Consider the following 22669-nt stretch of genomic DNA (forward strand, 5'->3'; position numbering starts at 1 on the left):
CCTTACTCGCGTCTCTCTTCTTGTGTGTACCACATATACATGGAATATGCTGTATCATGCCCGGTCAATTACCCCTAATAAAAAGTGTTTGCCGTAAGGAATAAAGTCCTCACGACAAACAGCTTTATTTTCAACTTCGCCCGATTTTAGATTATTTTCCAGCCCGCACGCCCGCAATTTTAAGGCGAATCCGATAAAGACTTTTACTTCCCGTAATATAAAGCGTTTTGCGATCGCTTTCTCCCCAAGCCAAATTAGTCGCCGTCTCAGGCACAGAAATCTTCCCCAAAAGCTTGCCATCCGGCGAAAAAATCCACACTCCCCCCGGCCCGGTGCTGTAAACATTCCCCTCTACATCAACTTTTAAACCGTCGGGTACTCCGCTTTGACTGGCATCTTTTAACTCCGCAAAAAGCCGCTCATTTGTAACAGTTCCGTCTGGTTTTACATCGAAAACGGCAATGTATCCCGCTTCCGAATTGTTGACATAAAGTTTTTGCTCGTCTGGTGAAAAAGCGATGCCGTTCGGCAGCACCAAATCCTTAACCAGCAGAGTTAATTTTCCATCGGGTGCCAGTCGGTAAACACCGTAAAAGCGCAATTCTTCCTGGTCTTTACTAACACCGTAGGACGGATCGGTAAAATAAATACTGCCGTCGGATTTAACAACCAAATCGTTCGGACTGTTAAGCCGCTTACCCTCGTATCTATCCACCAATGTGATAACTTTGCCGTCCTTTTCTGTGCGGGATACGCGGCGATTTTCGTGTTCGCCAGTAAGTAAGCGGTTTTCTTTGTCTAAAGTATTCCCGTTGGCTTTTCCCGAAGGGCGACGAAATACCTCAACTTGCTGATTTGATGCGAATTTATAGATAATATTGGCGGGAATATCGCTGAACAGCAAAAAGCCGTCTGGATGCCAAATCGGGCCTTCTATAAATTGGAAGTCGCCAGCTAGTTTTTCTAGTTTGGCGCTGTCATCGAGAATACTTTGCATGGTATTTTTTTTGTCCTGGTTTTCCGTTTGGGCGGTCAAGGTTGTCAAATCAGATGTTAATTGGTTGGACAAATTGCTGTCAGTGAAAGGTTTTAACAGATGATTCTTGAAAAGCGTGTTGCTGAATGCTAGAGTCAAAACTATAAACAAGAGGCTGAGGGTAGCAATCTTGGCGATCATGTTGGCCTGGTTAATTGCATTGAGTGAGATTGGGAGTGAAATCGATCCTACCGCATCTATATTACATTTATATTAAAAATACAAAAGTGGGCATAGTTTAAACAGATTGCCGCAGGGATAACATAGTATAGTAATGTCATTTAAATTTGCGATCGCCACCTGCTGATATCATTTCCGGTTGCATCAGCCCTGTAATAAAATCGAGTCAACAGTCAACAATCATTCCGGTGCAACCGGAAATGATATGACATTCCTGAAGTTAACACACCGGAGAATGGATTAAAATCACAAATAATATCTAGCTATATGCTTCCTACCTTAGATATCAAACTACTAGGCGGATTCTGCCTTTCCTGTGCAGACAAGCCCGTTGTCGGTGTCACCACAGATCGCCCGCAAGCTTTGTTGGCTTACCTGGTACTGCATCGCGATATCCCGCAAACCCGTCAGCGGCTTGCCTTTCAATTCTGGGCAGATTCAACCGAGGCTCAATCTCGCACCAACTTGCGCCGGGAATTGCATCACCTGCGTCAGGGACTCCCCGATGCCGATCGCTACCTGCTGGCGGATGCCAAAACCCTGCAATGGAATCCCCATGCGCCTTTCCTGCTGGATGTGGCTGAGTTTGAACGGGTATTCGCCGCCGCAGAAGCAGCGGAACGAGCCGCAGATGTTAACGGTGCCAGAACAGCCTGGGAGCAAGCGATCGCGCTTTACGGCGGTGATTTGCTGCCGAGTTGTGAGGATGAGTGGATTTTTCCAGAGCGCGAACACCTGCGACAGAAATTGCTCCATGCTCTCGAATCTCTGACTCGCCTGTCGGAAGCTCAGGGTGATTATCGGGCTGCCATCCGCTCTGCACAGCGCTTACTGGAGATCGATCCGTTGCACGAAACCAGCTACGCAGCTTTGATGCGATCGCACCATTTGAACGGCGATCGCGCCAATGCACTGCAAGTCTATCATCGCTGCATGACTTTGCTGCGCGAGGAACTAGGAGTTGACCCTAGTGCGATCACTCGCAAGCTCTACGAGCAACTGTTGCTGGAAGACGAAGCGCCCGACATTCAACCCTCGTCTCACTCTGCCGGGCAGCCCCAAACGAATTTGTTTCGCTCACCTTTAGCTTTGCCCCTAGTGGGACGCGATCGCGAATGGGCATCGATTCAGCAGTGGGCAAAGCCGATACTGCTTGGGAACTGCGGCGCGATCGCTAACGCTGAGGTATCGCCAGTGATCTTGCTCGCGGGCGAACCCGGAATCGGCAAAACTCGCTTGCTGGAAGAGCTGCGAGCCACGGCACAGGCGGTGCAAGTGCTGTGGGGACGCGGATTTGCCGCTGAGATGGTGCGACCCTACGGTATCTGGATTGATGCTTTGCGATCGCTTGCGATGCCCTCCACAGGCAACATTCCGCCGGAGCTAGGTTTCTTGCTACCAGAACTCGGTCAACCTGGGAAAGCTCCGCCCGATCGGAGTCATCTGTTTGATGCGGTGGTACAATTGCTGGCTCAATCTGCCACTGAGGCAGCGTTAATCGTCATTCTGGATGACATTCACTGGATCGATGAAGCCTCATCGGCATTGCTGCACTACGCCATCCGCTTGTTGAGTCAGAAGCCGATTTTATTCGCCTGCACCGGGCGTTCCAGGGAACTAGAGGAGAATGCGGGCATCTCGCGGGTGGTGCAGGCACTCAGACGAGAGCGACGGCTGCTAACGCTGGAATTGCATCCTTTTGATCGAGAACAAACGGCTGAACTCATTCGCAGTGTTCCAACGCTCGATCGGACAAATTTGTCTTTAGAAGTTGTGAATCGTGTATTTATTGACAGTGGGGGAAATCCCCTGTTTGCGCTTGAGGTTGCCCGCGCCCTGGGCCAAGATCACTCCACTCGCGGACACGATTTGGAAGCTTTGATCGCCGATCGCTTGCAGCAATTGGATCGCGCTGCTCGCGAATTTTTGCCTTGGGCCTCCGCATTGGGGCGGAGCTTCAAACCGACAGCGGTGGCTCAGGTGGCAGATTATCCCTTGCCCAAATTGCTCGCCGCGATCGAACAGCTCGAACAACAAACCATTATCCGTCCCAGCGCCTCTCTCGGTGACGAAATGGGCTATGACTTTGCTCACGATATTGTGCGTCAGGCTGTCTACCGGCAGTTGTCACAACCGCGCCGCCATTTGATACATTTGCAAATTGCTCATAAGTTGCATCAACTCTCCACACCAGACGGCGCTTGGGCTGGCGATATTGCCCGTCACGCCGCCATCGGGGGCGATCGAGAATTAGCAGCGTCTAGCGCCTTCTGTGCCGCCGAACGCTGCCTGAAATTGTTTGCCTACGCGGAAGCATCAGAATTAGCTCAGCTTGGGATCGAGCAGTGTCAAGGACTTGACGATCGCACTCGGATTGAATTGCATTTAAAATTGCTGCGGGTTAGCGCGATCGCAGGCGTTACGGGCGATCGAGTTTCTCAACTCGACAGCGAGGTGCACCGCTTAATCGATGAAGCAAATGCTCTAGGGTTAGAAGAAGCAGAAGCCACGGGACTTGAGGCCTTGGTGATCCTGCATTTCGATCGCAGCAATTTCGCTAACGTTCATCAACACTCGCTGCGGGCAGCAGAGGTAAGTCGGGCATCCAGTCCAGCTACTGCCGTGCGATTGCTGGTATATAGCGGGTCTTGCTTGGCTGAAATTGGACGGGAAATGACGCGGGCAGAAGCTTTGTTGCTGGAGGCACAGTCCCTGGCGGGGAGAGTTAGCGCTAAAAACATCGGAATTGCCCAAGGGTTGGGGGCTGTAGGGCGCCATCACGGGAACTATGCGGAAGCGCGAACTCTGTTGCAACAGGCGTGGCGATTGGCCCAGGCCCAGCAGGATCGTTGGTGCGAGTGTTATAACCTCAGCTATTTGGCGATGACGGAACTGGAAGCGGGCGATCCGGCTGCGGCATTGCCTTATTGTCACGAAATGGCGATCGTGGGAGCCAAAATTAAAGGCGAAGGTAGTGAAGGTGCGATCGCCCAGGCACTTTTAGCTTTAGCAAACTATCAGCTTCAGCAACTTGGAGCCGATGGTGCTTTGGAGCGGGCGATCGCAACATTGCAACAGGTGGATGCCAAACGGATGCTGTCTTACGTGCTGATTGGGGCGGCTCAAGTGGATTTAGAGTGCGATCGACTCCTTTTGGCAACAGCCCGCGCTGAAGCTGCTTTAGAAGCTGCTCAGACGGTCGATCATCCCAGCGAGATTGCTCTGGCTTGGGCGATTTTGATTGAGGGTGCTTTAGGTTTGGGCGATCGAGAAGGGGCGATCGCGCGGTTTGAATCGCTGCGAGATCGCATCGATCGTGCTGCGCTGAGTTTCCGTGCGCGCACTGCTGTCGATCGGGCGATCGAACAGATTTAGTCATTAGTCATTAGTCATCAGTCATCAGTCATCAGTCATTAGTCATTAGTCATCAGTCATTAGTCATTAGTCATTGGTTATTAGAACAAACAAATAACAAATAACCAACAGTCAACAGCCAACAGTCAACAGTCAACAGTCAACAGTCATTACTAATTAAGAGGAAGTAATTATGTCTCTCATCAAAGTTGAAACAACGACCGATCGACCAATAACCGCAGAAATGTTAGCTGATACGCGAGTTTTGGATTGTCTTGGGGCAAGAAATGCCAAGTGGTGCTACTCTTTGCTATCAGCCGATCGCGATCGCATGATTTGCACCTTTGAGGCACCAGATGCAGAGTCTGTGCGACAAGCTTATCGCCAAGCCGAGGTTGGATTTAGCAAGGTTTGGACAGCCCGAGTTATTGAACCAGAAGGTGTGCCACCTGTATGGAACGAACCAATCCTCAAGGTGTGGGAGGGAAGCTATCCGAATGGCTTTACCGATGAAGAGTGGAACGAAGCCAATCGGTTAATTTTAGCGTGCTATCAGGAACGGGGTATTGAATGGGTGCGTTCCTATGCGTCGCTGGATAAAACTCGTGTGGTGTGGGAACTGAACGCGCCCGATGCGGAAGTGATTCGAGAAGCCCACGGTAAAGCTGGAATTCCCTTCGATCGCGTTTGGTGTGCGGAAGTTCTCAAACCTTGAATTCGCGCGGATGATCGCGCTTGGATGCTTTGGGAACGCTTCGAGAACGCTTTCGGAACGGTTTCGGAACGATCGCCTCGTTAGATTGATATCAAGTTAAGCAAACAACCAGCAAATTAACTAATCCCTTTACACTTTAAGGAGAAACAAAATGGCTGAATTTGACTTTGGTACCTTGATCCGCGATGCTAATCCCGCAGGTAAGCGTGAATTCGTTGGCAATACCGATATTAAAGACACCTACAGTTTTCGTCTGGGTAACGATAGCAATATCAACATCGCCCTGACTAATATGACCGCTAATGCCGATGTTCGATTGTTCCGAGACTTCAACGGCAATGGTGTACGCGATACCAACGATTCACAGATTTCAGCATCAACTCGTTTTGGCAACCAACCTGACTCAATTAACGTGTCATCTGGGCTTACCAACGTTGATGCAGGTAGCTACCTAATTGAAGTCGATCGAGTTGGTAGTGCCAATACGCAATACGATTTAAGAGTCTCAACCAATGCCATTAGCAAACCTAGCAATCTCGTCACAGCGGAGACAGAGGTAGGAACGCTGACTTCTTCCCGCACTTTCACCGCAGAGACGCTCTCTAATGCTGATACCTTGGATAGCTACCATTTTGCTGTCAACTCCAGCCGCAATTTCCGCTTTAATCTCAGCGGTTTAAGTGCCGATATGGATATACGACTGATTAACGATCGCAATAACGATTCAGTGGTAGATGCAAGTGAAATCATTGCTAGTTCAAATCTGGGTAGCAATCAATCTGAGTCAATTACTCAGTTCTTGACTCCAGGTAGCACCTACTATCTTCAAGTTTATCAATACAGTAGCGGTGGCAGCTACAACCTGAACATGACTCCTGTCTAACAGCTAGAGGGTTTTTTCAAACCAGGATATCCCCCCTAGCCCCCCTTCTTAAGGGGGGGACAAGAGCATTCAAATTCCCCCTTTTTAAGGGGGATTTAGGGGGATTGGAGTCTGAGAGGTCGAAGTCAAAATCCGTCTTCTTCCTTCTCTCGTTTACATCCGTTAAATCCGTTACAAAATCCGTTGCCGAACTTCCTTCTGCTATATGAACGCAGTTTTACAAATAGGAAATCGCACAATCAATGGGGAGGGAATTATTCCTCGACTTGCCAGCTACCAAATGCTGCCCCAATTATGTCGCGAGAGCATCATTGATGAAGCGATCGCCCCCATTGATTGCACCGCCGAAGAAATCGCGAATGTCCGCCAGCAGTTCTACGAACAAAATCAACTGATCGACGAAACCACACAACAAATTTGGCTAAAACAGCACGGGATGAGTCGGGAATTTTTAGAGACGGTTTTCATTCCGCGGCTGCTCAAAATTGAGAAATTCAAATACCAAACTTGGCATCACAAACTAGAGTCATATTTTCTGCAACGCAAGCGATCGCTAGATCGAGTCATCTATTCTTTGATTCGGGTTAAAGAGGCAGAAATGGCGCGAGAACTGTATTTTCGGATTCAAGAAAAAGAGCAATCCTTTGCCGAAGGAGCGCGCGAGTATTCCCAAGGCCCAGAAGCTCAAGTCAATGGGATTCTTGGCCCGGCGGAACTCGGCACAATCCACCCGAATTTGGCGCATCTGTTGACCATCAGCGGGCCCGGTCAGCTTTGGCATCCTATCCGCATAGAAGAATGGCTGGTAATTGTCAGATTAGAAACATTGATTCCGGCGCAGTTCGATGTAGCCATGCGTCAACGTTTGCTCCGCGAACTGTTTGAAAATTGGGTGCAAGAACAGATGCGTATCTCTATTCTCTAACTCTGCGTTCTCTGCGTTCTCTGCGGTTAAATCGTTCAGAAACAACCGTAAACGATATAATCCCTGCCAAAATCCAATCTTCCAAATAGAAACTTTTGAATACCATCACCATTAAATTATGATGACACAAACATTCGATCAAACCAAAGCAGAAGCATTCGCCGGACGGATGCTGGACATTCTCAACAGTGGCGCACTCGCAGTCATGATTTCGATCGGGCATCGCACCGAACTGTTCGACACAATGGCAGAATTGCCGCCCTCTACCAGTCAACAAATTGCCGATGCTGCCGGATTGAACGAACGCTACGTGAGGGAATGGCTCGGTGCAATGGTAACGGGTCGCTTAGTGGATTATAATTCGATCGACAAAACCTACACTTTGCCGACAGAATATGCAGCATTCCTGACACGGGCTGCGGCTTCTAACAACATTGCCCCCTTTGCTCAATTCATTCCGGTGTTGGCATCGGTGGAAGACCGGATTATTGATTGTTTCTACAAAGGCGGCGGTGTACCCTACTCAGAGTTCAAACGTTTTCATGCCGTGATGGCAGAAGATAGCGGTCAAACCACGGTATCTGCTCTATTTGACCACATTCTGCCACTGATTCCCGGACTTACCGAAGCGTTGCAACAGGGTATTGAGGTGCTAGATGTCGGCTGTGGCTGCGGGCGAGCACTCAACAAGCTGGCTGAAGCCTTTCCGAATAGCCGATTCACAGGCTACGATTTTTCGGGAGAAGCCATCGCCAATGCCAACACGGAAGCCCAACTGCGGAAGTTGAATAATATCCAGTTTGAGGTGAAGGATGCCGCCACATTGGATGAGCGCGATCGCTACCATTGGATCGCCACATTTGATGCAATTCACGATCAAGCCAGACCCGATATTGTACTACAAAACATCTACAAAGCGTTACGTCCCGATGGTGTTTACTTGATGCAAGATATCCGCGCCACAACGGATGTAGGCGGTAATCTAGAGCACCCCATTGCGCCGTTGCTCTACACCATTTCTTGTATGCACTGTATGACAGTTTCTTTAGCCTACGGTGGCATGGGACTGGGAGCGATGTGGGGTCAAGAAAAAGCGCTGCAACTGTTGAGTGAAGCTGGGTTTAGCAGCGTTGAAATCAAGCAACTAGCCCATGATTTCCAGAACGACTATTATATCCTAAAAAAGAGCTAAAATCATGTGCAAACTTTGTGCGATCGGTCAACAATTGCAGAAAAAAAAACAGCCTAATTCAGGCTTGTTGGATACCAGCCAATTTTCGGTATTCATCGATCTGAAGCAATTGCCTTCCACACCGGAATTCAAATCAGCTCAACCACTTAAAAGTGAGCGGTCATCAGTTAAGCCCCTGGTTTAACACCCAGGAAGTCTAATCAGGAAGAGGTTGGTCTGTGAAATGCTTAAGTTTACACTAATGCTTGATTCCTTAACCCTGACTTAAGAGGAATAAAGTCTTCACTATGAAACTGTTTGTAGTAAGGACTTTATTCCTTTCAACTTTTAAGCAGGAAATGATATAAAGAGCGAGGCAATACCGATCGCGATCGCCCCTATACCCATCACAAAAGACCAGAAGCGGTGATAACTCTTAACCGTCGTACCGCTATCGCTTTCAAGCTGAATCAAATCCATCCAAGGTGCAACACCCCGGCGGAACCAACCCAAAGTCCTAACATCCATTCCAATCAAACTTTCAACCCGTTTCATGCCAAACAGAAAATTACCAATTGGCCCAAAACGAGAAGCATAGCGCAGATAAATCATTCCCGTTCTGTCTTGCAATGTCAAATCAGAACCAAACGCATAACCCGCATCGCCGCGACCAATTAATTCGCCTTGTAGTTGCGCCGGTTGACCCCGCAAAGGACTTGCATAAGGGTCAGACATTAATGTTAAAACATCCAAGTGTTCTGCTTGTTGGTAATTCGGGAACATCACCAGAGTTTTGAGCAAAATTCCCGCACCCAAACCGATCAAAGGACAAGCAACCATCATCATCGGGTTGACAGCATACAGGGAAATGCCGATCGCAAAACCCACCGCTAAGCCCAGAATTTCTGCACTGTACAGCAGTAAATCGAACACAAAATTGCCGTACAATCTCCGCTTGCTCAAATCGTTACCTTCGCCGACAATTCGCCCCATGTCAAACTCAATATCCAAGCCTAATTGTTCGGCATAAGTGCTCAAAGCGCGAACTCGTTTACCAGTCAGCGGGTGAGTCGAGTTCAACTCCATCCACCAACCCCACGGATTAAACATATCCCACAAAAACACTCGCCCAATCTTTTCGGGTTCCGAAGAAATCCGGTAAGCAGTGCCAGTAGATGTGGCAGCTTTGGCATCGTAAATGCCTAAAGCGCGAGTTCCTTCTAATAAGCGGCTGGGTTCTGTTGCCCTTTGTCCTTCTTCCAGAATACCGTAAGCAATTTTTACCAAAGCGCGAGACAAAGCGTTGGGGTTGCCAGTAGTTTCGGCTGCAAAATGGTCGGCAAAATATTCTCGCGTCCGCGACAAATACAGCAATAAATAAGTGCCGGCGATGTAAAACAAATAAGCAACAGCAGCTACAGTACCCGCCGCATCTTTAGCTTTGTCGCCACCACTTCGACCCATTCTTTGAGTTGTAGTGTAAATTAAATAAGTAATCTGCACCAAAGTTGAAGCTAAAGTCATTACTGCAAAGTCCCAGTGGACGATGTGACCGAGTTCGTGGGCGTAAACAGTGGCAATTTCCTCGTCGTCTAAATAGGTAAAAAGACCTTGGCTGACGACTAAGCGAGCGCTGTTGGGAAATGAACCGTAAGTAAAAGCAGTAGGGTTTTGGTCGTCGATAATTCCTAAACGCACAGAAGAGAGTTTTTTCTGCTTGCAAACCTTCTGAATAACTTTAGCTGTTTCGGGACTTAGGCTTTCAATTTCTGCTAGGGAAACCCAGCGAGTATTGTAGAGCCAATTTTGGCTTAAATCCATTAAGTAAGGCGATAGGAAAAAAGCAGCGATGTTAAAAATCAGAGTTATGGGAAGTGCGATCGCCAATCCGGCGACTGGATCGGGACTGTTGAGAATCAAAACTGAGGCTAAAGATAGCGCTAACACCATACCAAACAGCAGGCTGATGGTGACGCCGGAAGCTAAAACGAGATTTCCGCCAGTTTTCTGTATCAGTTTAACGCCGGCTTTGGCGGCTCGCCCTGCCTTGCGTAAAGGGGCATGAGATGACATAATAATCTCCAAAGGTTATTGACAAATGGAAATGACCGTGGGATTTTATCTATACTTCACTGTTGTAACCTGTTAATGCGGATTGCTGTCAGGGGTCTCAACAAAAATATAGAATTTCCTCTACAATTGTTAAGACTGAAAACCGCCCCGAAATTTATTTGTGCGGATTCAATTCACAACTCAAAATTCAAAACCCCACAATCAAAACTATTTAAAAGTTACTGCCATGTCTATTATTGAAATTGCCCAAAAAACGCGCGTATCTGCTAGAAAATTGGCAGTTTTGTCCGCTAATGCCAAAAATCAAGCTATTGAAGCTATTGCGAAAGCTTTAGAAGCTGCTGCGCCGGATATTGTGGCGGGGAATGCTGCTGACTGCAAGGCGGCCCAGGCGGATGGAATTGCCAAACCGCTGTACGATCGCCTAAAGTTGGATGAGAGCAAGTTGAAAAGTGCGATCGCGGGCGTGCGCGACGTTGCGAAACTCCCTGATCCCGTAGGTTCCGTACAAATTCACCGTGAATTGGATACAGGATTGATTCTGAAGCGCATCACCTGTCCTTTGGGCGTTTTAGGCATTATTTTTGAAGCGCGCCCAGAGGCTTTAATTCAGATAGTATCCTTGGCAATCAAATCGGGAAATGGCGTCATTCTCAAAGGTGGCAAAGAAGCAGTCCGTTCCTGTGAAATATTGACAAAAGTGATACATCAAGCATTAGCAGAAACAGCGGTTAATCCAGAAGTCGTGCAGTTGCTCACGACGCGGGAAGAAACAATCGAACTGCTGAAAATGGATGAATATGTAGATTTAATTATTCCCAGAGGTTCTAATTCCTTCGTGCGGTTCGTGCAGGAAAATACCCGGATTCCCGTCTTGGGACACGCCGACGGCATTTGTCATTTGTACGCAGACAAAGCAGCGGATATTCAGAAAGCCGTAGAGATTTCTGTCGATGCAAAAACTCAGTATCCAGCCGCCTGCAATGCCATTGAAACTTTGTTAGTTCATAGTGCGATCGCCCCCAACTTCCTGCCCGCTGTCGCCGCAGCTTTGCTGCAGAAAAAAGTTGAATTGCGGGGAGACGAAAAAACTCGCGCCATCCTCGAAAATATTGCCGAAGCAAATGAAGCGGATTGGTCTACAGAATACAGCGATTTGATTTTGTCAATCAAAATAGTAGATTCTGTGGAAGAGGCAATTAACCATATCAATACTTACGGTTCCAGACACACCGATGTCATTGTTACCGAAGACAGCGAAGCCGCCGAAACTTTTTTAAATGGAGTCGATGCGGCCGGAGTTTATCACAATTGTTCGACTCGATTTGCCGACGGTTTCCGCTACGGTTTCGGTGCAGAAGTGGGGATTAGCACCCAGCAAATGCCACCTCGCGGGCCTGTTGGTTTAGAGGGGTTGATTACCTATAAGTATCGAGTTGTTGGAGATGGTCATATTGCCGCGAGTTATGTAGGGAAGGATGCGAAGGAGTTTACTCATCGGGATTTGTAAAAAAGTAATACCATTTGCGAAAAACATCGCTACAATAGCAGTGATAAAAGGGACAATATTACATTTTATCAACCCTGACAAATGTAACATTAGTTTTGATAAATGGTATTATAACAACAGTATTGAAAGGTGAAACAGATGTCCTCTAGCATCACAATTAACCCTTACGAAATTCAGCAAATCTCGCAAGCGCATACAATCAGTTCGTCAAAGCTGCGATCGCTCGCCCAAAAAGCAGAAGGTTTAGCAACAGCAGTAGAGAAAAAGTGGGATGATTTTTCGGCTCAAGAGCGTGAGTTGCTTAAAGCTTTGATTTACACCTCAATTATTAATAAAGACTGTAATGAAGGTTTCCTGGCTTCTTTGCGAACAAGGCTATCCTTAGCTTGGATACTAATCCGGGGCGAAACAGATGCTCTTGCTGACTACTTAAATGCCTTAATACGCCTGAAAAATGCTGTACTGGGAGCAATAGAAAAAGAACACCAAAATTACGAACAAAGAATGGCTGAAGTTGTGCAGGAAGCTTTGGCTAAATCAGGCGATCGCCCTGCATTGACACCCGATGAGTTTTGTGAGTGGCTAAGCAGTGTTTCGGATTAACCCATCTGATAAATTTAAGCGTTCCTACAAAGAGCTTCTGAAGCGGTATTATAAAGGTGAAAAAGCTAAGAAATCTTTTCAGGACTGTATTGCACAAATTGTCAAAAATTTGAGCAACGATCCTTTTCTCCCTAATTCTTTTGCTGAAGGATAGCCGGGAAGTTTGCGGAAACCGGAGGAATGGGAATTCCGAAAATATTACTTTGATATGCCTGGTTTACGGGGTGCTTCAGGCGAGGGAAGAATTATGTACTTAGTCGATCGCACTCAAAGTGTAATTGATCTTGCATGGATATATACGCACAGTGAATTTCCCAAGCGTCCTCCTGACAAGAATTTAAAGCAATTGCTTGTAGAACTGATGGAGTCACAGCAAGAGGAGGAAAACTTGTCAGAGTCAAATGATGATGAGGGAGAGATGACATCATCAAACAATCGGTAAAGCTATTGAGTCGAACATTAATAATTCTGGGGCGATCGCCCTGACATTCAAACAAACTTAGCTACAATAAGCTATACTGTGCTCCGCGACTCCCCAACTCGAACAATTTGCCGTGGTTTATGTCTAACTCCTCCCTCCTCGCCCCCGGTTCGACTCTCGAAAAACGCTACCGCATCCTCCGCGAATTAGGCCGTGGTGGCTTCGGGCGCACTTACCTCGCCGAAGACATCAACCGCTACAACGAATCTTGCGTGCTCAAAGAGTTTTCTCCGGTGGTGCACAGCCCGAAAGCCGCCGAATTATTCGATCGCGAAGCGAGTATGCTGTACAATCTCCAACACCCGCAAATTCCCCGCTTTCGAGAACTGCTGCGAACGGATTTGGGCGGGAATCCATCTTTATTTTTAGTCCAAGATTATATCAAGGGTCAAACCTACGAAGAAATATTGATATCGCGCCAGCAAGAAGGTAAAAATTTTACCGAAGCTGAAGTTACTCAACTGCTATTTCAGCTTTTACCAGTTTTAGAATACATCCACTCGAAAAATTTAATTCACCGCGATATTTCCCCGGATAATATTATTCAGCATGATGCTGACAAACTACCCTTTTTAATTGATTTCGGTTCTGTAAAACAAATCGCAGCAAATGCCGTACTTCAGTTTAACGGACAATCGGATACGGCGATCGGCAAACAGGGTTATTCGCCCACGGAACAAATGCGGCAGGGTAAAGTGTCTCCGGCTAGCGATTTGTATGCTTTAGCAGTCACGGCTTTAGTCTTGCTAACTGGCAAAAAGCCTCAAAAATTGTACGATATCAATCATAAAACTTGGAATTGGCGATCGCACGTCAGTGTCAGCCCAAATTTAGCCAGCGTATTGGATCGGATGTTAGCAGAACAACCGGGCGATCGCTACCAATCCGCAAAAGAAGTCCGCGAAGCACTCAAAGATCCAAAACTCTCTCAAATTGGCAGTATAATTTCCCAAATGGTGACAATGAACTTTGTTGGCCGCCCGTTCAAAAATAGCACTCAAACTGCTACCAGCAATCATACTCCTGTTCACCAAACTCCTCAAATTGTTAATAACAACAGCACATTCAAGTTAATTCCTTGGAAAACCCTAGGGAGTTTAACTGTCGTTTTGGTGCCAGGAATTTTAGCTTTTAGTGTAGTCAAATCTGGTTTCACGTTGCCCAAGTTGCCGGATTTACCTAAATTTTCTTCGCGCCAGCAACCTGCCGATACATCCTTAGAGGAAGCAGAGATAATTCGTCAAGAAAAGATTGGGAAACGACGCAAAAATCTCAACATTGAGCAAGATATATTCTATCAAAAAGTTGATGAATTATATTACAATAAATATCCAGAATTACAAGGGCGCAGCTTGACAGAAAAGCCAGAAGATGCTGATATTAGGCGGAAATGGTATGAAGTTGCTGAGGATTTACTGGACAAGTTGGAGAAAGGAGGAGAGTTGTGAAATTTAAGATAGAATAAGAGTGATTGAACCACAGAGAGCGCAAAGAGCGCAGAGGCAGAAGGAAAAGGGCGAAAAAAGAGAGGGAAGGGAAAGAGAACTTTATCTGGTTTAATACAAATTGGTATAGACAACGCACTTTTAGTTTATTGCAAAATGGATTCTATTCAACTTACAGGAATTCGCTGTTACGGATATACGGGCTATCTGCCGGAAGAGCAAGTTTTGGGGCAGTGGTTTGAAGTGGATGTTACTCTCTGGCTGGATTTATCGCAAGCTGGAAAAAGTGATGATATTCAAGATACTCTTGATTACCGCAGCGCCATTACTCTGATTCAAAAGCTAGTAAAAGAGTCGAAATTTTTATTAATCGAACGCCTAGCAGATACTATTGCTCAAGCGCTTTTAGAACTACCGTTAGTCGAAAAAGTTAAACTACAACTCTCGAAACCTGCTGCCCCCATCCCTGATTTCGGGGGTAGAATTACTCTAGAAATTACTAGAAGTCATTAGTCCTTAGTCCTTAGTCATCAGTCTTTAATCTGCATTAGTTTGTCGCTAATGACTGATGACTAATGACTGATGACTATTGATGAATTACCACTTCAGCAAGTTAAATTCTTCCATGTCTACGGTATTGCGGTTGCGATAAATCGCCAAAACAATTGCCAAACCCACCGCAGCTTCAGCCGCCGCTACCGTAACTACAAACACGGTAAATACTTGGCCCTTAATTTGTACAGGGTCGAGATAATTGGAGAAACCCATCAAATTGAGATTGACAGCATTCAGCATCAACTCGATCGACATCAACACGCGCACTGCATTTCTGCTGGTAATCAAACCGTAAATACCAATACAGAAAAGTGCGGCGGCTAATAACAGGAAATACTGGAGTTGCAGTTGCATAAATTTTGCGATTTTGTCTCAATCTAAAGTTACTACAAAACTAACACTATGGTGCGCTTAGCGCACCATAATATTACTTAGATTCTGGCGAAGACACATCTCCGGCAGAAACTAATTCGCGAGGTCTTTCCGGCAAACTCAAAGCAGGTGTTTCGGATAGCTTTTTTGACAGTTCATCCGGGAAGAAATCGCGGCGCGCCAACACAATTGCTCCCACCATTGCCATCAACAAAAACACTGATGCTAACTCGAAAGGCAGCAAAAAGTCGGTGAAGAAATGTTTGGCGATAGTGACGATCGAACTTTCGGCCGGTGCTCCTGTCGTCGCGACAATAGCCCAAGGAGTAGACACCACCATCGTACCCAAAAGCGCAAACAAGCCTACGCAAACTACTGCTGTTGCTACTTGACGCACCCAAGCGTTGGGAATTGTGCGGAAATCTTCGCGCTTGTTCACCAACATAATCGCAAACAAAATCAAGACGTTAACAGCGCCAACATAAATCAACACCTGCGCTGCTGCTACAAAGTCGGCATTCAGCAACAGGTACAAGCCCGCAATGCTGGTAAATACGCCGCACAGCAAAAATGCTGAGTAAACGATATTTGAGAACAGCACTACTCCTAGTGCTCCTGCAATCATCATTACGGACAGTATGCCAAATGAAACAATTTGAACCCCTTCGGCTAGATTCACAATTTTTAATCCTTTGTTAGTTGCTAATTGGTAATTGGGCATTGGCCAAACAGGGCAGTGGGCAGTGGGCAGTGGGCATTTGTTATTGGTTATTTGTTATTGGTTATTTGTTATTTGAAAAACTACTAACAAGTAACCACTAACCACTAACCACTAACTACTAACTATGCCCCATGCCCCATGCCCCATGCCCCATGCCCCATGCCCCATGCCCCATTACCTATTTCTCGATAATTTCCTCTGGACGCAGACCGGCGCGGCGATCGGTGTAGGAAACTTCATGGGGGTCGATCGCACCTTTCGGCAAATAAGCGAATTCGCGCATCGGTGTCACCATCGGATCGTCTGTAACCTTGTAGGGCAAACGTCCGAGGGCCACGTTGTCATAATTTAATTCGTGACGTTCGTAGGCGGCTAACTCATACTCTTCTGTCATCGACAAACAATTAGTCGGACAATATTCTACGCAGTTGCCACAGAAGATACAAACACCAAAATCGATACTGTAGTGCTTGAGTTGTTTCTTCTTAGTTTCTTTGTTAAATTCCCAATCCACCACAGGCAAATTGATCGGACACACCCGAACGCACACTTCGCAGGAGATGCACTTGTCAAATTCAAAGTGAATTCTGCCCCGAAAACGTTCGGAAGGAATTAATTTTTCGTAAGGATACTGCACCGTAATCGGGCGGCGTCTCATGTGGTCAAAGGTAACAGATAGCCCTTGACCGATATACTTAGCAGCTTGAAGAGTCTCTTTGGCGTATTCGCCTACTTGATTGAGGAATTTTAGCATGGTGTTCTCTCTCTGTACTTGAGTTTTTGGTAATTGCTAATTGATAATAGGTAATTGCTTAACAGCTATTTTTTTTAGCTGTTGCCATTTACCTATTACGAATTAACCGCCAAAAGCAAAGGGAAAGGCAAGCTTCAAAGCTGCGGTCAATAGCAAATTAACTAAAGCAACGGGCAGCAAAAACTTCCATCCCAAATCTAGCAATTGGTCTATCCGAACTCGCGGCAGAGTCCAGCGGAGCAGAACTGCGAGAAACAAGAAAAAGTAGGCTTTCAGCATCGTCATTGTAATGCCCAGCAAGCCTGTAATTACCTGCAACCAAGGAGTCGTCTCGCTCAATCCCAGGGCATTTGTCAGCACTCCGACAGGAATCGGGCATTCCCAGCCGCCGAGGTACAAAACTGCTACTAGCAGGCAAGAAAGGACGAGGTTAACGTAGGAAGCGATATAGTACAAAGCAAATTTCATGCCTGTGTACTCAGTCTGATATCCTGCTACCAATTCTTCTTCTGCTTCCGGGAGGTCAAAGGGCAACCGTTCGCATTCTGCTAGTGCTGCGATCCAGAAAATCAGGAAACCTGCTGGTTGCCGCCAGATATTCCAGCCGAGAATGCCGTACCCGGCTTGCTGCTGTACGATGTCGATCGTACTGAGGCTGTTGGACATCATTACAACTGCCAATACTGCCAAAGCTAGGGGAATTTCGTAGCTGAGGGATTGAGCGGCGGCTCTGAGTCCTCCGAGGAGGGCGTATTTGTTGTTAGAAGCATAGCCGGACATCAGCAAGCCGATCGGCTGAATGCTAGACAAGGCAATCCACAGAAATATTGCTGTCCCCATATCGGCGATCAGCATATGCTCTCCGAAGGGCACGATTAAGTAAGACAGAAAAACTGGAATCACCACAATTACCGGGCCTAGGGTAAATAGCAGCGCGTCAGCTTTTGCGGGTACGATGTCTTCTTTGAATACCAACTTCAGACCGTCAGCAACGGGTGCTAGCACTCCCAGAGGGCCGATGAATTCCGGGCCTACCCGCTGTTGAGCGGCGGCGGAAATTTTCCGTTCCAGCCAGACGCTAGTCAGTACCCCGAAGACGGCAGCGACAATCATCAGCAACATTGGCAGCGGTAGCCAAAGCACTTGGGCGATGTCCGCCGGTAAGCCCAAATTCATCAGGGCTTCTACAAAACTTCCTTGTAAGTCAATTCCTGGGTTCATTTTTCCAGCTTTTGAGCGCTCAGCATATAATTTTTAACCCGTCCTTTGTAGGAGTAGGCTTAGAAATCGGGGTCTTTGTAAAGATTTTTAATGCTTTACCGCCTAATAGTATATCGCCCGACAGGCTCCAAGAACGCACAGACAGGGTGAAGTTCTAATTATATGAGCCTGCAGCGTAGCTAATGGGTGGTAAATTATGGTTGGCTGTTCACGGTTGACGGTTGACTGTTGACTGTTGACTGTTGATTGTTGACTGTTGACTGTTGACTGTTGACTGTTGACTGTTGACTGTTGGCTGTTGACTGTTGACTGTTGACTGTTGACTGTTGGCTGTTGACGGCTGACGGTTGACGGTTGCAACGCGGTGAGGACGCAAATTGAAAAACGACCAGCAAATATTTCAGTCCCCTCGCGGGGAAAACGTAGATCACTGCACGGATTGTGACACGGATACACGGATGAGTTGAGCTATCTGAGCCAAACAAAAAGGCAGAGAATTAAATCTCTGCCCTTTTAATGCTTTAAAGTAACTTTCAAATGGTTTAAACCATTGATTTTACGCTACTTTTTTTATGGAACTGGGCAGAATCGAACTGCCGTCCAAAGCGGGTATTTACCTTCCGATCGTTCACAGGTTTATCCCCTCTAATCCTCGGGGCGGGAACCATCTTTATCCTAAATGGGAGGATTTTCTAGTGATTGCTTTCCTAGCTAGCCGACTAGAAACGTTTAGCTAGGGCATCCGTTGGGGGTTGTTATGCTACCGTTAACGGAGTGAGGTGGCATACACTCTAAACCAAGCTCAAGAAGTTTTTAGGCTACAGCTACGGCTTTGCGAGCGAAAGGAACGATGTTGTTCGCATTTACTATTTTTTTTGAGCCGATATTAACGAGAGTAGACTCCCTCTCGACCTGCATCACGGAGCAGCTTTCGCCACCCTGTCGAAACCATTACAGCCCCTCGTGCGTTCTCTAATTATAGACAATATTTCGTGTTGCGTCAACTAGATTTTAGATTTGGGATTTTAGATTTTCGATTTTGGCACAAAGCTGAGTCGGGAATATTTACATCTTGCACCATTTTTTTGAACAGGCAAGATGCCTGTTCCACAAGAGTTGAGTTTTCCTGTGGGGAGTAGGGGTTGGGCCGGAAAGCCCGCCCCGGTTTATTGACAAGGGTGCATGATGTCAGCGCTGCCAAGTTTAATGCAAATTTTCGTCCCAGACGCCGATGTAAATCCGATCGCGCTCGTTGCGTTCGATCGTCCCTTCCAGCGAACCCTTCCTAAACGTAAACCGATTACTCCGGCGCTGCTGCACGTCGCCCAAGCCTTGCAAAATCTCCCGGCTGGCGCCGCCCACCATGCCGTTTAAGGCGGTTCGCACTACCAAATCGTCCACAGACTGGGCAAAAGAACCCTCTGTTTGTACTAGCTCGCCCGAATCGCGATCGTAAATGTAGCCGAGAGTAATCCGATTTGGCAATATTTCGTAAAGTGCGGTGCGAGTATTTGGCCAATAGCCCCGCGCTTGAGAGTCAGTCGGTTCTCCCAAGTCTGCTAAAATCTGACTTTCCGGCGTACCAACGGCATACCCAGGGATTGTGGGAGTCTTCTGATAATTGGTTCCCGGTTGTTCGCTGGGTGCGGGCGATCGATCTGGCGGCAATTCTTTGTCAACAAGTTTTTCTGTTGGTGTGGGTTCGGCAGCATCGGGAGTTGGCGCTGGTGTTGGCGCTGGGGCTGGTGTTGGAGTTTCAGCAGCCGGCGGCGGAGTCTCAGTATCCGGCGCTGGAGTTTCACCAGCCGGCGCTGGTGTTTCAGCCGCCGGCGGCGGAGTTTCTCTGGGAGTCGGCGAGAAAGGCGTTGGTGTCGGCGCGGGAATGGGTGCGGGGTTTGAGCGCGCGTCTGGATCTGCGGGGGTCGAAGTGCGATCGTTCTGGGCTACCGGTGCGGGTTCTGAAGACGGCCGGCTGAGGAAAACCCTAGCAATACCGACCAAACCTGCAACAATAAGTGCGATCGCCACGAACCCCAAAATCCACCAAACGTTGCGGTTGCCTTGCCCAGAAGACACCACAGCAGGCGCTGTTCTGGAACCCGCAGGCGACTGAGGCCCGTGTCCCGGAATCACCGCCACCGTCGGCCCGGTGCTCGGCGACGCTGCACCCCCCTGCCCATGCAGCAGCGACAGCCACTCATCCACGGTAGCAGGGCGATTTTGAGCTTCTACCGTCATCCCCCGCATCACCGCCGAACTGACAGCCGCACTTAGCTGAGGCTGCAAGTCGCGGGGCGAAGGCATCGGCTGACTGGTACGCAAAATTGCAGCCACTGGCACTTGTGCTGTCAGTAAAGTGTAAAGCGTCGCCGCCATACCGTAAACATCTGTGGCGGGCGTATATTTTCCTTGGGCGAAATACTGTTCAGGGGGCGCGTAGCCGTCGGACACCATATTAGTGTGACTTTGGGTTGCACCGGGAGTAAACTCGCGAGCAATGCCAAAATCGATCAGCACAACTTCTTGGGTGTTTTGGCGTAGCAGAATGTTTTGCGGCTTGATATCTCGGTGCAGCAAACCCTTTTGATGAACAACTTTTAAAGCAGCGCCAATTTGAGTTATGTAGAGAATAGCGAGTTCTTCTGGCAGCGGCCGATTTGGGAATACGACATCGCCCAAATTCTGACCGGCTATGTAGTCCATCACCATGTAAGGCTGCCCGTCTTCGACAAAGAAATCGCTGACGCGGACAATATTCGGATGAACGCAGGAAGCCAACCGCCTCGCTTCGTCTTGAAACTTGCGATCGAACTCAGCAAAATTGGGTTGCTGCCGCAGAGATTCGTTGAGGGTTTTAATGACTACAGGCTGTCCTAAATAGCGGTGATTTGCCCTGAAAGTTATTCCAAAGCCGCCTCTTCCCAATTCTTGTTCGAGGGTGTACTTTCCACCCTGTAAAGTTTTGCCGATTAGCGCATCCATAGGTTCAGGCGATCGCGTACCAGAGAATATCGCTGATTATGGCACGTATGGTGGGCTAAGTTACCAGTCCAAAGAGCGATCGATCTACCCCTGTATTAGTTAACCTGTTAGAAACACTACTCATAATGCGTCCACATCCGCAAAATTCTTACCGTATTCTCGGACTCAATCACCTCGTACACCAGACGATGCTGAATGTTGATTCGCCGTGAATATGCACCTTCCAAATCTCCCACCAATTTCTCATAGGGTGGCGGATTCTGAAACGGATTGGTTTGAATGATGTCGAGTAACTCTTGCGCTTTGTCTCGTAAATTGCTAGAAGCGAGCTTTTTGGCATCTTTCTGTGCCTGTTTGGTATATACCAGATTCCAATTCACCACTCCAACTCCCTAGCGCACTCCTCGATCGGCGTTGCCATTCCTTCCAGAATCGATTCCCGCATCCCTGGCACTGAGAGAAGATACAGTGTTTCTTGCACCGATGCCGAGTCAGCTTCAGAAAATAACACTGCATTGCTACTCTGTCCTGCAATAACAATGGGTTGATCCGCAATCTTAGTCATTGTCATGAATACAAGAACAACAACAGGCATGATGTAGACTGCTGCTGTACCTATTACTGGGGCGATTGCTGCTGAAACAGAACTCACAAGAGTTTTTTGTAGTACCTCTGACGAAGAAACTAGCTGTTTGTGTTTATCAGCGTATTTTTCATCGCCGCTTAAGAATTTTTCAATTTCATCCCGGACTTTTTCAATAAATAGATTTCTCGCTTGTTCGGCTCCAAATGGGAATGTGTTCTCTGGCATTGCATTCAGCCACTGTTTTGCTGCCTCTTCGTAAGAGTTAGTGGAATCCACTAGCTCCTTGATCCTTATTTGTTGGTATTTAGGCAGCGTTGTGAGCCACTCTTCCTTATCAACCTGAAATAATTGTTCTAATTTATTTTCCATATCTACAACATTTCCCTAACGTACTCAACAGAGACCGCATGAGTAGTCTGATGGAGGGTATGCGGATCTACTCCACCCAATGAAATACCACCTCCACCACCCGGAGCATATGACCCAATCAGGATAGCAACAAGCACTGTAGTTTGTGCAGAGAATATAGGGCTTCCAGATTGACCTGGGCGAGCCTGAGTGTTCAGGACGACATGCTTCGTTTTGACTATTCCATTTTTAATTAAGATTCTGGCACCTATCTCAGTTCGTTGATGAGTGAGTACCAATCTTCCATGATCTGCGTGAGGATAACCAAAAATATCAACAACACTGCCAAAATTTAGAAGATCTGTACTACCCATCGATATATTAGAGAACCAATCAATATCAGCCGACAAAATACACAAATCTGTGAAAGGATCAATAGCTTCAATGCGAACCGGTATCATCTGAACTCGATCATCAGAAGTATCTTGATAGTCATTGATGCTCGAATTATCAGGTTTTACAACCACGACTAGATTCTGCTCATCTTTATTAGTAACATGGGCAGCCGTAACAAACTTTCCAGGACTATTTAGTAGAGTTGCTGTACCAAGCAGCGATACCCCATTTGCTCCTGTTCGTCCGACCGCAAATACTATGTTTGCGAGAGATGAGTATGACATTTGACTTCTTACGATTAAAGTATGAACTTGCCATATAAGTATTAATTATACCACACCAGCAGTATAATAACACT

21 protein-coding genes and 1 other RNA gene are annotated in these 22669 nt (G+C 47.2%); 10 read left to right on the forward strand and 12 right to left on the reverse strand.

Annotated features, from left to right (window positions below):
* Positions 1 to 151: 151 nt before the first annotated feature.
* Positions 152 to 997, reverse strand: coding sequence for an SMP-30/gluconolactonase/LRE family protein (locus QUB24_RS12280; RefSeq protein WP_333153433.1), 846 nt, complete (start codon positions 995 to 997; stop codon positions 152 to 154).
* Positions 998 to 1483: 486 nt separating this feature from the next.
* Between QUB24_RS12280 and QUB24_RS12285 the strand changes: the two genes are divergently transcribed.
* From QUB24_RS12285 to QUB24_RS12305, 5 genes are all read left to right on the forward strand, one after another.
* The gene (locus QUB24_RS12285) at positions 1484 to 4591 is read left to right on the forward strand and encodes a BTAD domain-containing putative transcriptional regulator (protein ID WP_333153434.1); all 3108 of its coding nucleotides are present in this window, start codon (positions 1484 to 1486) and stop codon (positions 4589 to 4591) included.
* A gap of 172 nt (positions 4592 to 4763) precedes the next feature.
* Positions 4764 to 5285, forward strand: coding sequence for a DUF4242 domain-containing protein (locus tag QUB24_RS12290; RefSeq protein ID WP_333153436.1), 522 nt, complete (start codon positions 4764 to 4766; stop codon positions 5283 to 5285).
* 151 nt (positions 5286 to 5436) lie between these two features.
* Positions 5437 to 6168, forward strand: coding sequence for a pre-peptidase C-terminal domain-containing protein (locus QUB24_RS12295; protein ID WP_333153437.1), 732 nt, complete (start codon positions 5437 to 5439; stop codon positions 6166 to 6168).
* 205 nt (positions 6169 to 6373) lie between these two features.
* Positions 6374 to 7093, forward strand: a complete 720-nt coding sequence (locus tag QUB24_RS12300) for a peptidylprolyl isomerase (RefSeq protein WP_333153438.1) — start codon at positions 6374 to 6376, stop codon at positions 7091 to 7093.
* A 118-nt stretch (positions 7094 to 7211) separates the two neighbouring features.
* Complete coding sequence (locus QUB24_RS12305) at positions 7212 to 8285, forward strand: class I SAM-dependent methyltransferase (protein WP_333153439.1); 1074 nt, start codon at positions 7212 to 7214, stop codon at positions 8283 to 8285.
* Positions 8286 to 8612: 327 nt separating this feature from the next.
* On the opposite strand, the gene QUB24_RS12310 is transcribed toward QUB24_RS12305, so the two are convergent.
* Entirely contained in the window at positions 8613 to 10337 is a 1725-nt protein-coding gene (locus QUB24_RS12310; protein ID WP_333153440.1) for a zinc metalloprotease HtpX, read from the reverse strand.
* 226 nt (positions 10338 to 10563) lie between these two features.
* Here QUB24_RS12310 and QUB24_RS12315 point away from each other — a divergent pair, with 226 nt between their 5' ends.
* The 5 genes from QUB24_RS12315 to folB all read left to right on the forward strand — a co-directional run bounded on the left by QUB24_RS12315 (position 10564) and on the right by folB (position 14889).
* The gene (locus tag QUB24_RS12315) at positions 10564 to 11847 is read left to right on the forward strand and encodes a glutamate-5-semialdehyde dehydrogenase (RefSeq protein ID WP_333153441.1); all 1284 of its coding nucleotides are present in this window, start codon (positions 10564 to 10566) and stop codon (positions 11845 to 11847) included.
* Positions 11848 to 11985: 138 nt separating this feature from the next.
* Entirely contained in the window at positions 11986 to 12450 is a 465-nt protein-coding gene (locus QUB24_RS12320; protein ID WP_333153442.1) for a hypothetical protein, read from the forward strand.
* A gap of 208 nt (positions 12451 to 12658) precedes the next feature.
* Positions 12659 to 12892, forward strand: a complete 234-nt coding sequence (locus tag QUB24_RS12325) for a hypothetical protein (protein ID WP_333153443.1) — start codon at positions 12659 to 12661, stop codon at positions 12890 to 12892.
* 119 nt (positions 12893 to 13011) lie between these two features.
* Positions 13012 to 14379: a serine/threonine-protein kinase gene (locus QUB24_RS12330; protein WP_333153444.1), complete on the forward strand. Its 1368-nt coding sequence runs from the start codon at positions 13012 to 13014 to the stop codon at positions 14377 to 14379.
* 153 nt (positions 14380 to 14532) lie between these two features.
* Positions 14533 to 14889 carry a dihydroneopterin aldolase gene (gene folB / locus QUB24_RS12335; protein WP_333153445.1) on the forward strand — a complete coding sequence of 119 codons (357 nt, stop codon included), beginning with the start codon at positions 14533 to 14535 and terminating at the stop codon, positions 14887 to 14889.
* Between the two features lie 84 nt (positions 14890 to 14973).
* Here folB and nuoK read toward each other — a convergent pair whose 3' ends face one another.
* The 10 genes from nuoK to QUB24_RS12385 all read right to left on the reverse strand — a co-directional run bounded on the left by nuoK (position 14974) and on the right by QUB24_RS12385 (position 22595).
* Positions 14974 to 15279, reverse strand: coding sequence for an NADH-quinone oxidoreductase subunit NuoK (nuoK, locus tag QUB24_RS12340; protein WP_228042566.1), 306 nt, complete (start codon positions 15277 to 15279; stop codon positions 14974 to 14976).
* 79 nt (positions 15280 to 15358) lie between these two features.
* Positions 15359 to 15982, reverse strand: a complete 624-nt coding sequence (locus tag QUB24_RS12345; RefSeq protein ID WP_333070831.1) for an NADH-quinone oxidoreductase subunit J — start codon at positions 15980 to 15982, stop codon at positions 15359 to 15361.
* 220 nt (positions 15983 to 16202) lie between these two features.
* Positions 16203 to 16778, reverse strand: coding sequence for an NAD(P)H-quinone oxidoreductase subunit I (ndhI, locus tag QUB24_RS12350; protein ID WP_193975265.1), 576 nt, complete (start codon positions 16776 to 16778; stop codon positions 16203 to 16205).
* 102 nt (positions 16779 to 16880) lie between these two features.
* Positions 16881 to 17999 carry an NADH-quinone oxidoreductase subunit NuoH gene (gene nuoH / locus QUB24_RS12355; protein WP_333153446.1) on the reverse strand — a complete coding sequence of 373 codons (1119 nt, stop codon included), beginning with the start codon at positions 17997 to 17999 and terminating at the stop codon, positions 16881 to 16883.
* A gap of 208 nt (positions 18000 to 18207) precedes the next feature.
* Positions 18208 to 18375 (reverse strand): hypothetical protein, encoded by a 168-nt coding sequence (locus QUB24_RS12360; protein ID WP_333153447.1) that lies wholly within the window; start codon positions 18373 to 18375, stop codon positions 18208 to 18210.
* A 194-nt stretch (positions 18376 to 18569) separates the two neighbouring features.
* Positions 18570 to 18960, reverse strand: a transfer-messenger RNA (tmRNA) gene (gene ssrA, locus QUB24_RS12365).
* Between the two features lie 242 nt (positions 18961 to 19202).
* A complete protein-coding gene (locus QUB24_RS12370) occupies positions 19203 to 20981 on the reverse strand; it encodes a serine/threonine-protein kinase (protein WP_333153448.1) in 1779 nt (592 codons plus the stop codon).
* A 116-nt stretch (positions 20982 to 21097) separates the two neighbouring features.
* On the reverse strand, positions 21098 to 21364 hold the full coding sequence (locus QUB24_RS12375) for a Txe/YoeB family addiction module toxin (RefSeq protein ID WP_333153449.1): 267 nt from the start codon (positions 21362 to 21364) through the stop codon (positions 21098 to 21100).
* Entirely contained in the window at positions 21358 to 21936 is a 579-nt protein-coding gene (locus QUB24_RS12380) for a type II toxin-antitoxin system Phd/YefM family antitoxin (RefSeq protein WP_228050324.1), read from the reverse strand. The genes QUB24_RS12375 and QUB24_RS12380 overlap by 7 nt, the downstream gene beginning before the upstream one ends.
* 2 nt (positions 21937 to 21938) lie before the next feature.
* Positions 21939 to 22595 (reverse strand): serine protease, encoded by a 657-nt coding sequence (locus QUB24_RS12385; protein ID WP_333153450.1) that lies wholly within the window; start codon positions 22593 to 22595, stop codon positions 21939 to 21941.
* Positions 22596 to 22669 lie beyond the last annotated feature (74 nt).

Origin of the sequence: Microcoleus sp. B9-D4, from assembly GCF_036705105.1 — a bacterium.
In the GTDB taxonomy this organism is placed as follows: domain Bacteria; phylum Cyanobacteriota; class Cyanobacteriia; order Cyanobacteriales; family Microcoleaceae; genus Microcoleus.

What these genes read in the sequence shown, in the direction of transcription:
- QUB24_RS12290 (WP_333153436.1), top strand. Translation starts at nt 4,764, where the DNA reads ATGTCTCTCATCAAAGTTGAAACAACGACCGATCGACCAATAACCGCA.
- QUB24_RS12280 (WP_333153433.1), bottom strand. Translation starts at nt 997, where the DNA reads ATGCAAAGTATTCTCGATGACAGCGCCAAACTAGAAAAACTAGCTGGC.
- QUB24_RS12370 (WP_333153448.1), bottom strand. Translation starts at nt 20,981, where the DNA reads ATGGATGCGCTAATCGGCAAAACTTTACAGGGTGGAAAGTACACCCTC.
- folB (WP_333153445.1), top strand. Translation starts at nt 14,533, where the DNA reads ATGGATTCTATTCAACTTACAGGAATTCGCTGTTACGGATATACGGGC.
- QUB24_RS12310 (WP_333153440.1), bottom strand. Translation starts at nt 10,337, where the DNA reads ATGTCATCTCATGCCCCTTTACGCAAGGCAGGGCGAGCCGCCAAAGCC.
- QUB24_RS12385 (WP_333153450.1), bottom strand. Translation starts at nt 22,595, where the DNA reads ATGTCATACTCATCTCTCGCAAACATAGTATTTGCGGTCGGACGAACA.
- ndhI (WP_193975265.1), bottom strand. Translation starts at nt 16,778, where the DNA reads ATGCTAAAATTCCTCAATCAAGTAGGCGAATACGCCAAAGAGACTCTT.
- QUB24_RS12305 (WP_333153439.1), top strand. Translation starts at nt 7,212, where the DNA reads ATGATGACACAAACATTCGATCAAACCAAAGCAGAAGCATTCGCCGGA.
- QUB24_RS12315 (WP_333153441.1), top strand. Translation starts at nt 10,564, where the DNA reads ATGTCTATTATTGAAATTGCCCAAAAAACGCGCGTATCTGCTAGAAAA.
- nuoH (WP_333153446.1), bottom strand. Translation starts at nt 17,999, where the DNA reads ATGAACCCAGGAATTGACTTACAAGGAAGTTTTGTAGAAGCCCTGATG.
- QUB24_RS12300 (WP_333153438.1), top strand. Translation starts at nt 6,374, where the DNA reads ATGAACGCAGTTTTACAAATAGGAAATCGCACAATCAATGGGGAGGGA.
- QUB24_RS12320 (WP_333153442.1), top strand. Translation starts at nt 11,986, where the DNA reads ATGTCCTCTAGCATCACAATTAACCCTTACGAAATTCAGCAAATCTCG.
- QUB24_RS12325 (WP_333153443.1), top strand. Translation starts at nt 12,659, where the DNA reads ATGCCTGGTTTACGGGGTGCTTCAGGCGAGGGAAGAATTATGTACTTA.
- QUB24_RS12295 (WP_333153437.1), top strand. Translation starts at nt 5,437, where the DNA reads ATGGCTGAATTTGACTTTGGTACCTTGATCCGCGATGCTAATCCCGCA.
- QUB24_RS12285 (WP_333153434.1), top strand. Translation starts at nt 1,484, where the DNA reads ATGCTTCCTACCTTAGATATCAAACTACTAGGCGGATTCTGCCTTTCC.
- QUB24_RS12330 (WP_333153444.1), top strand. Translation starts at nt 13,012, where the DNA reads ATGTCTAACTCCTCCCTCCTCGCCCCCGGTTCGACTCTCGAAAAACGC.
- QUB24_RS12380 (WP_228050324.1), bottom strand. Translation starts at nt 21,936, where the DNA reads ATGGAAAATAAATTAGAACAATTATTTCAGGTTGATAAGGAAGAGTGG.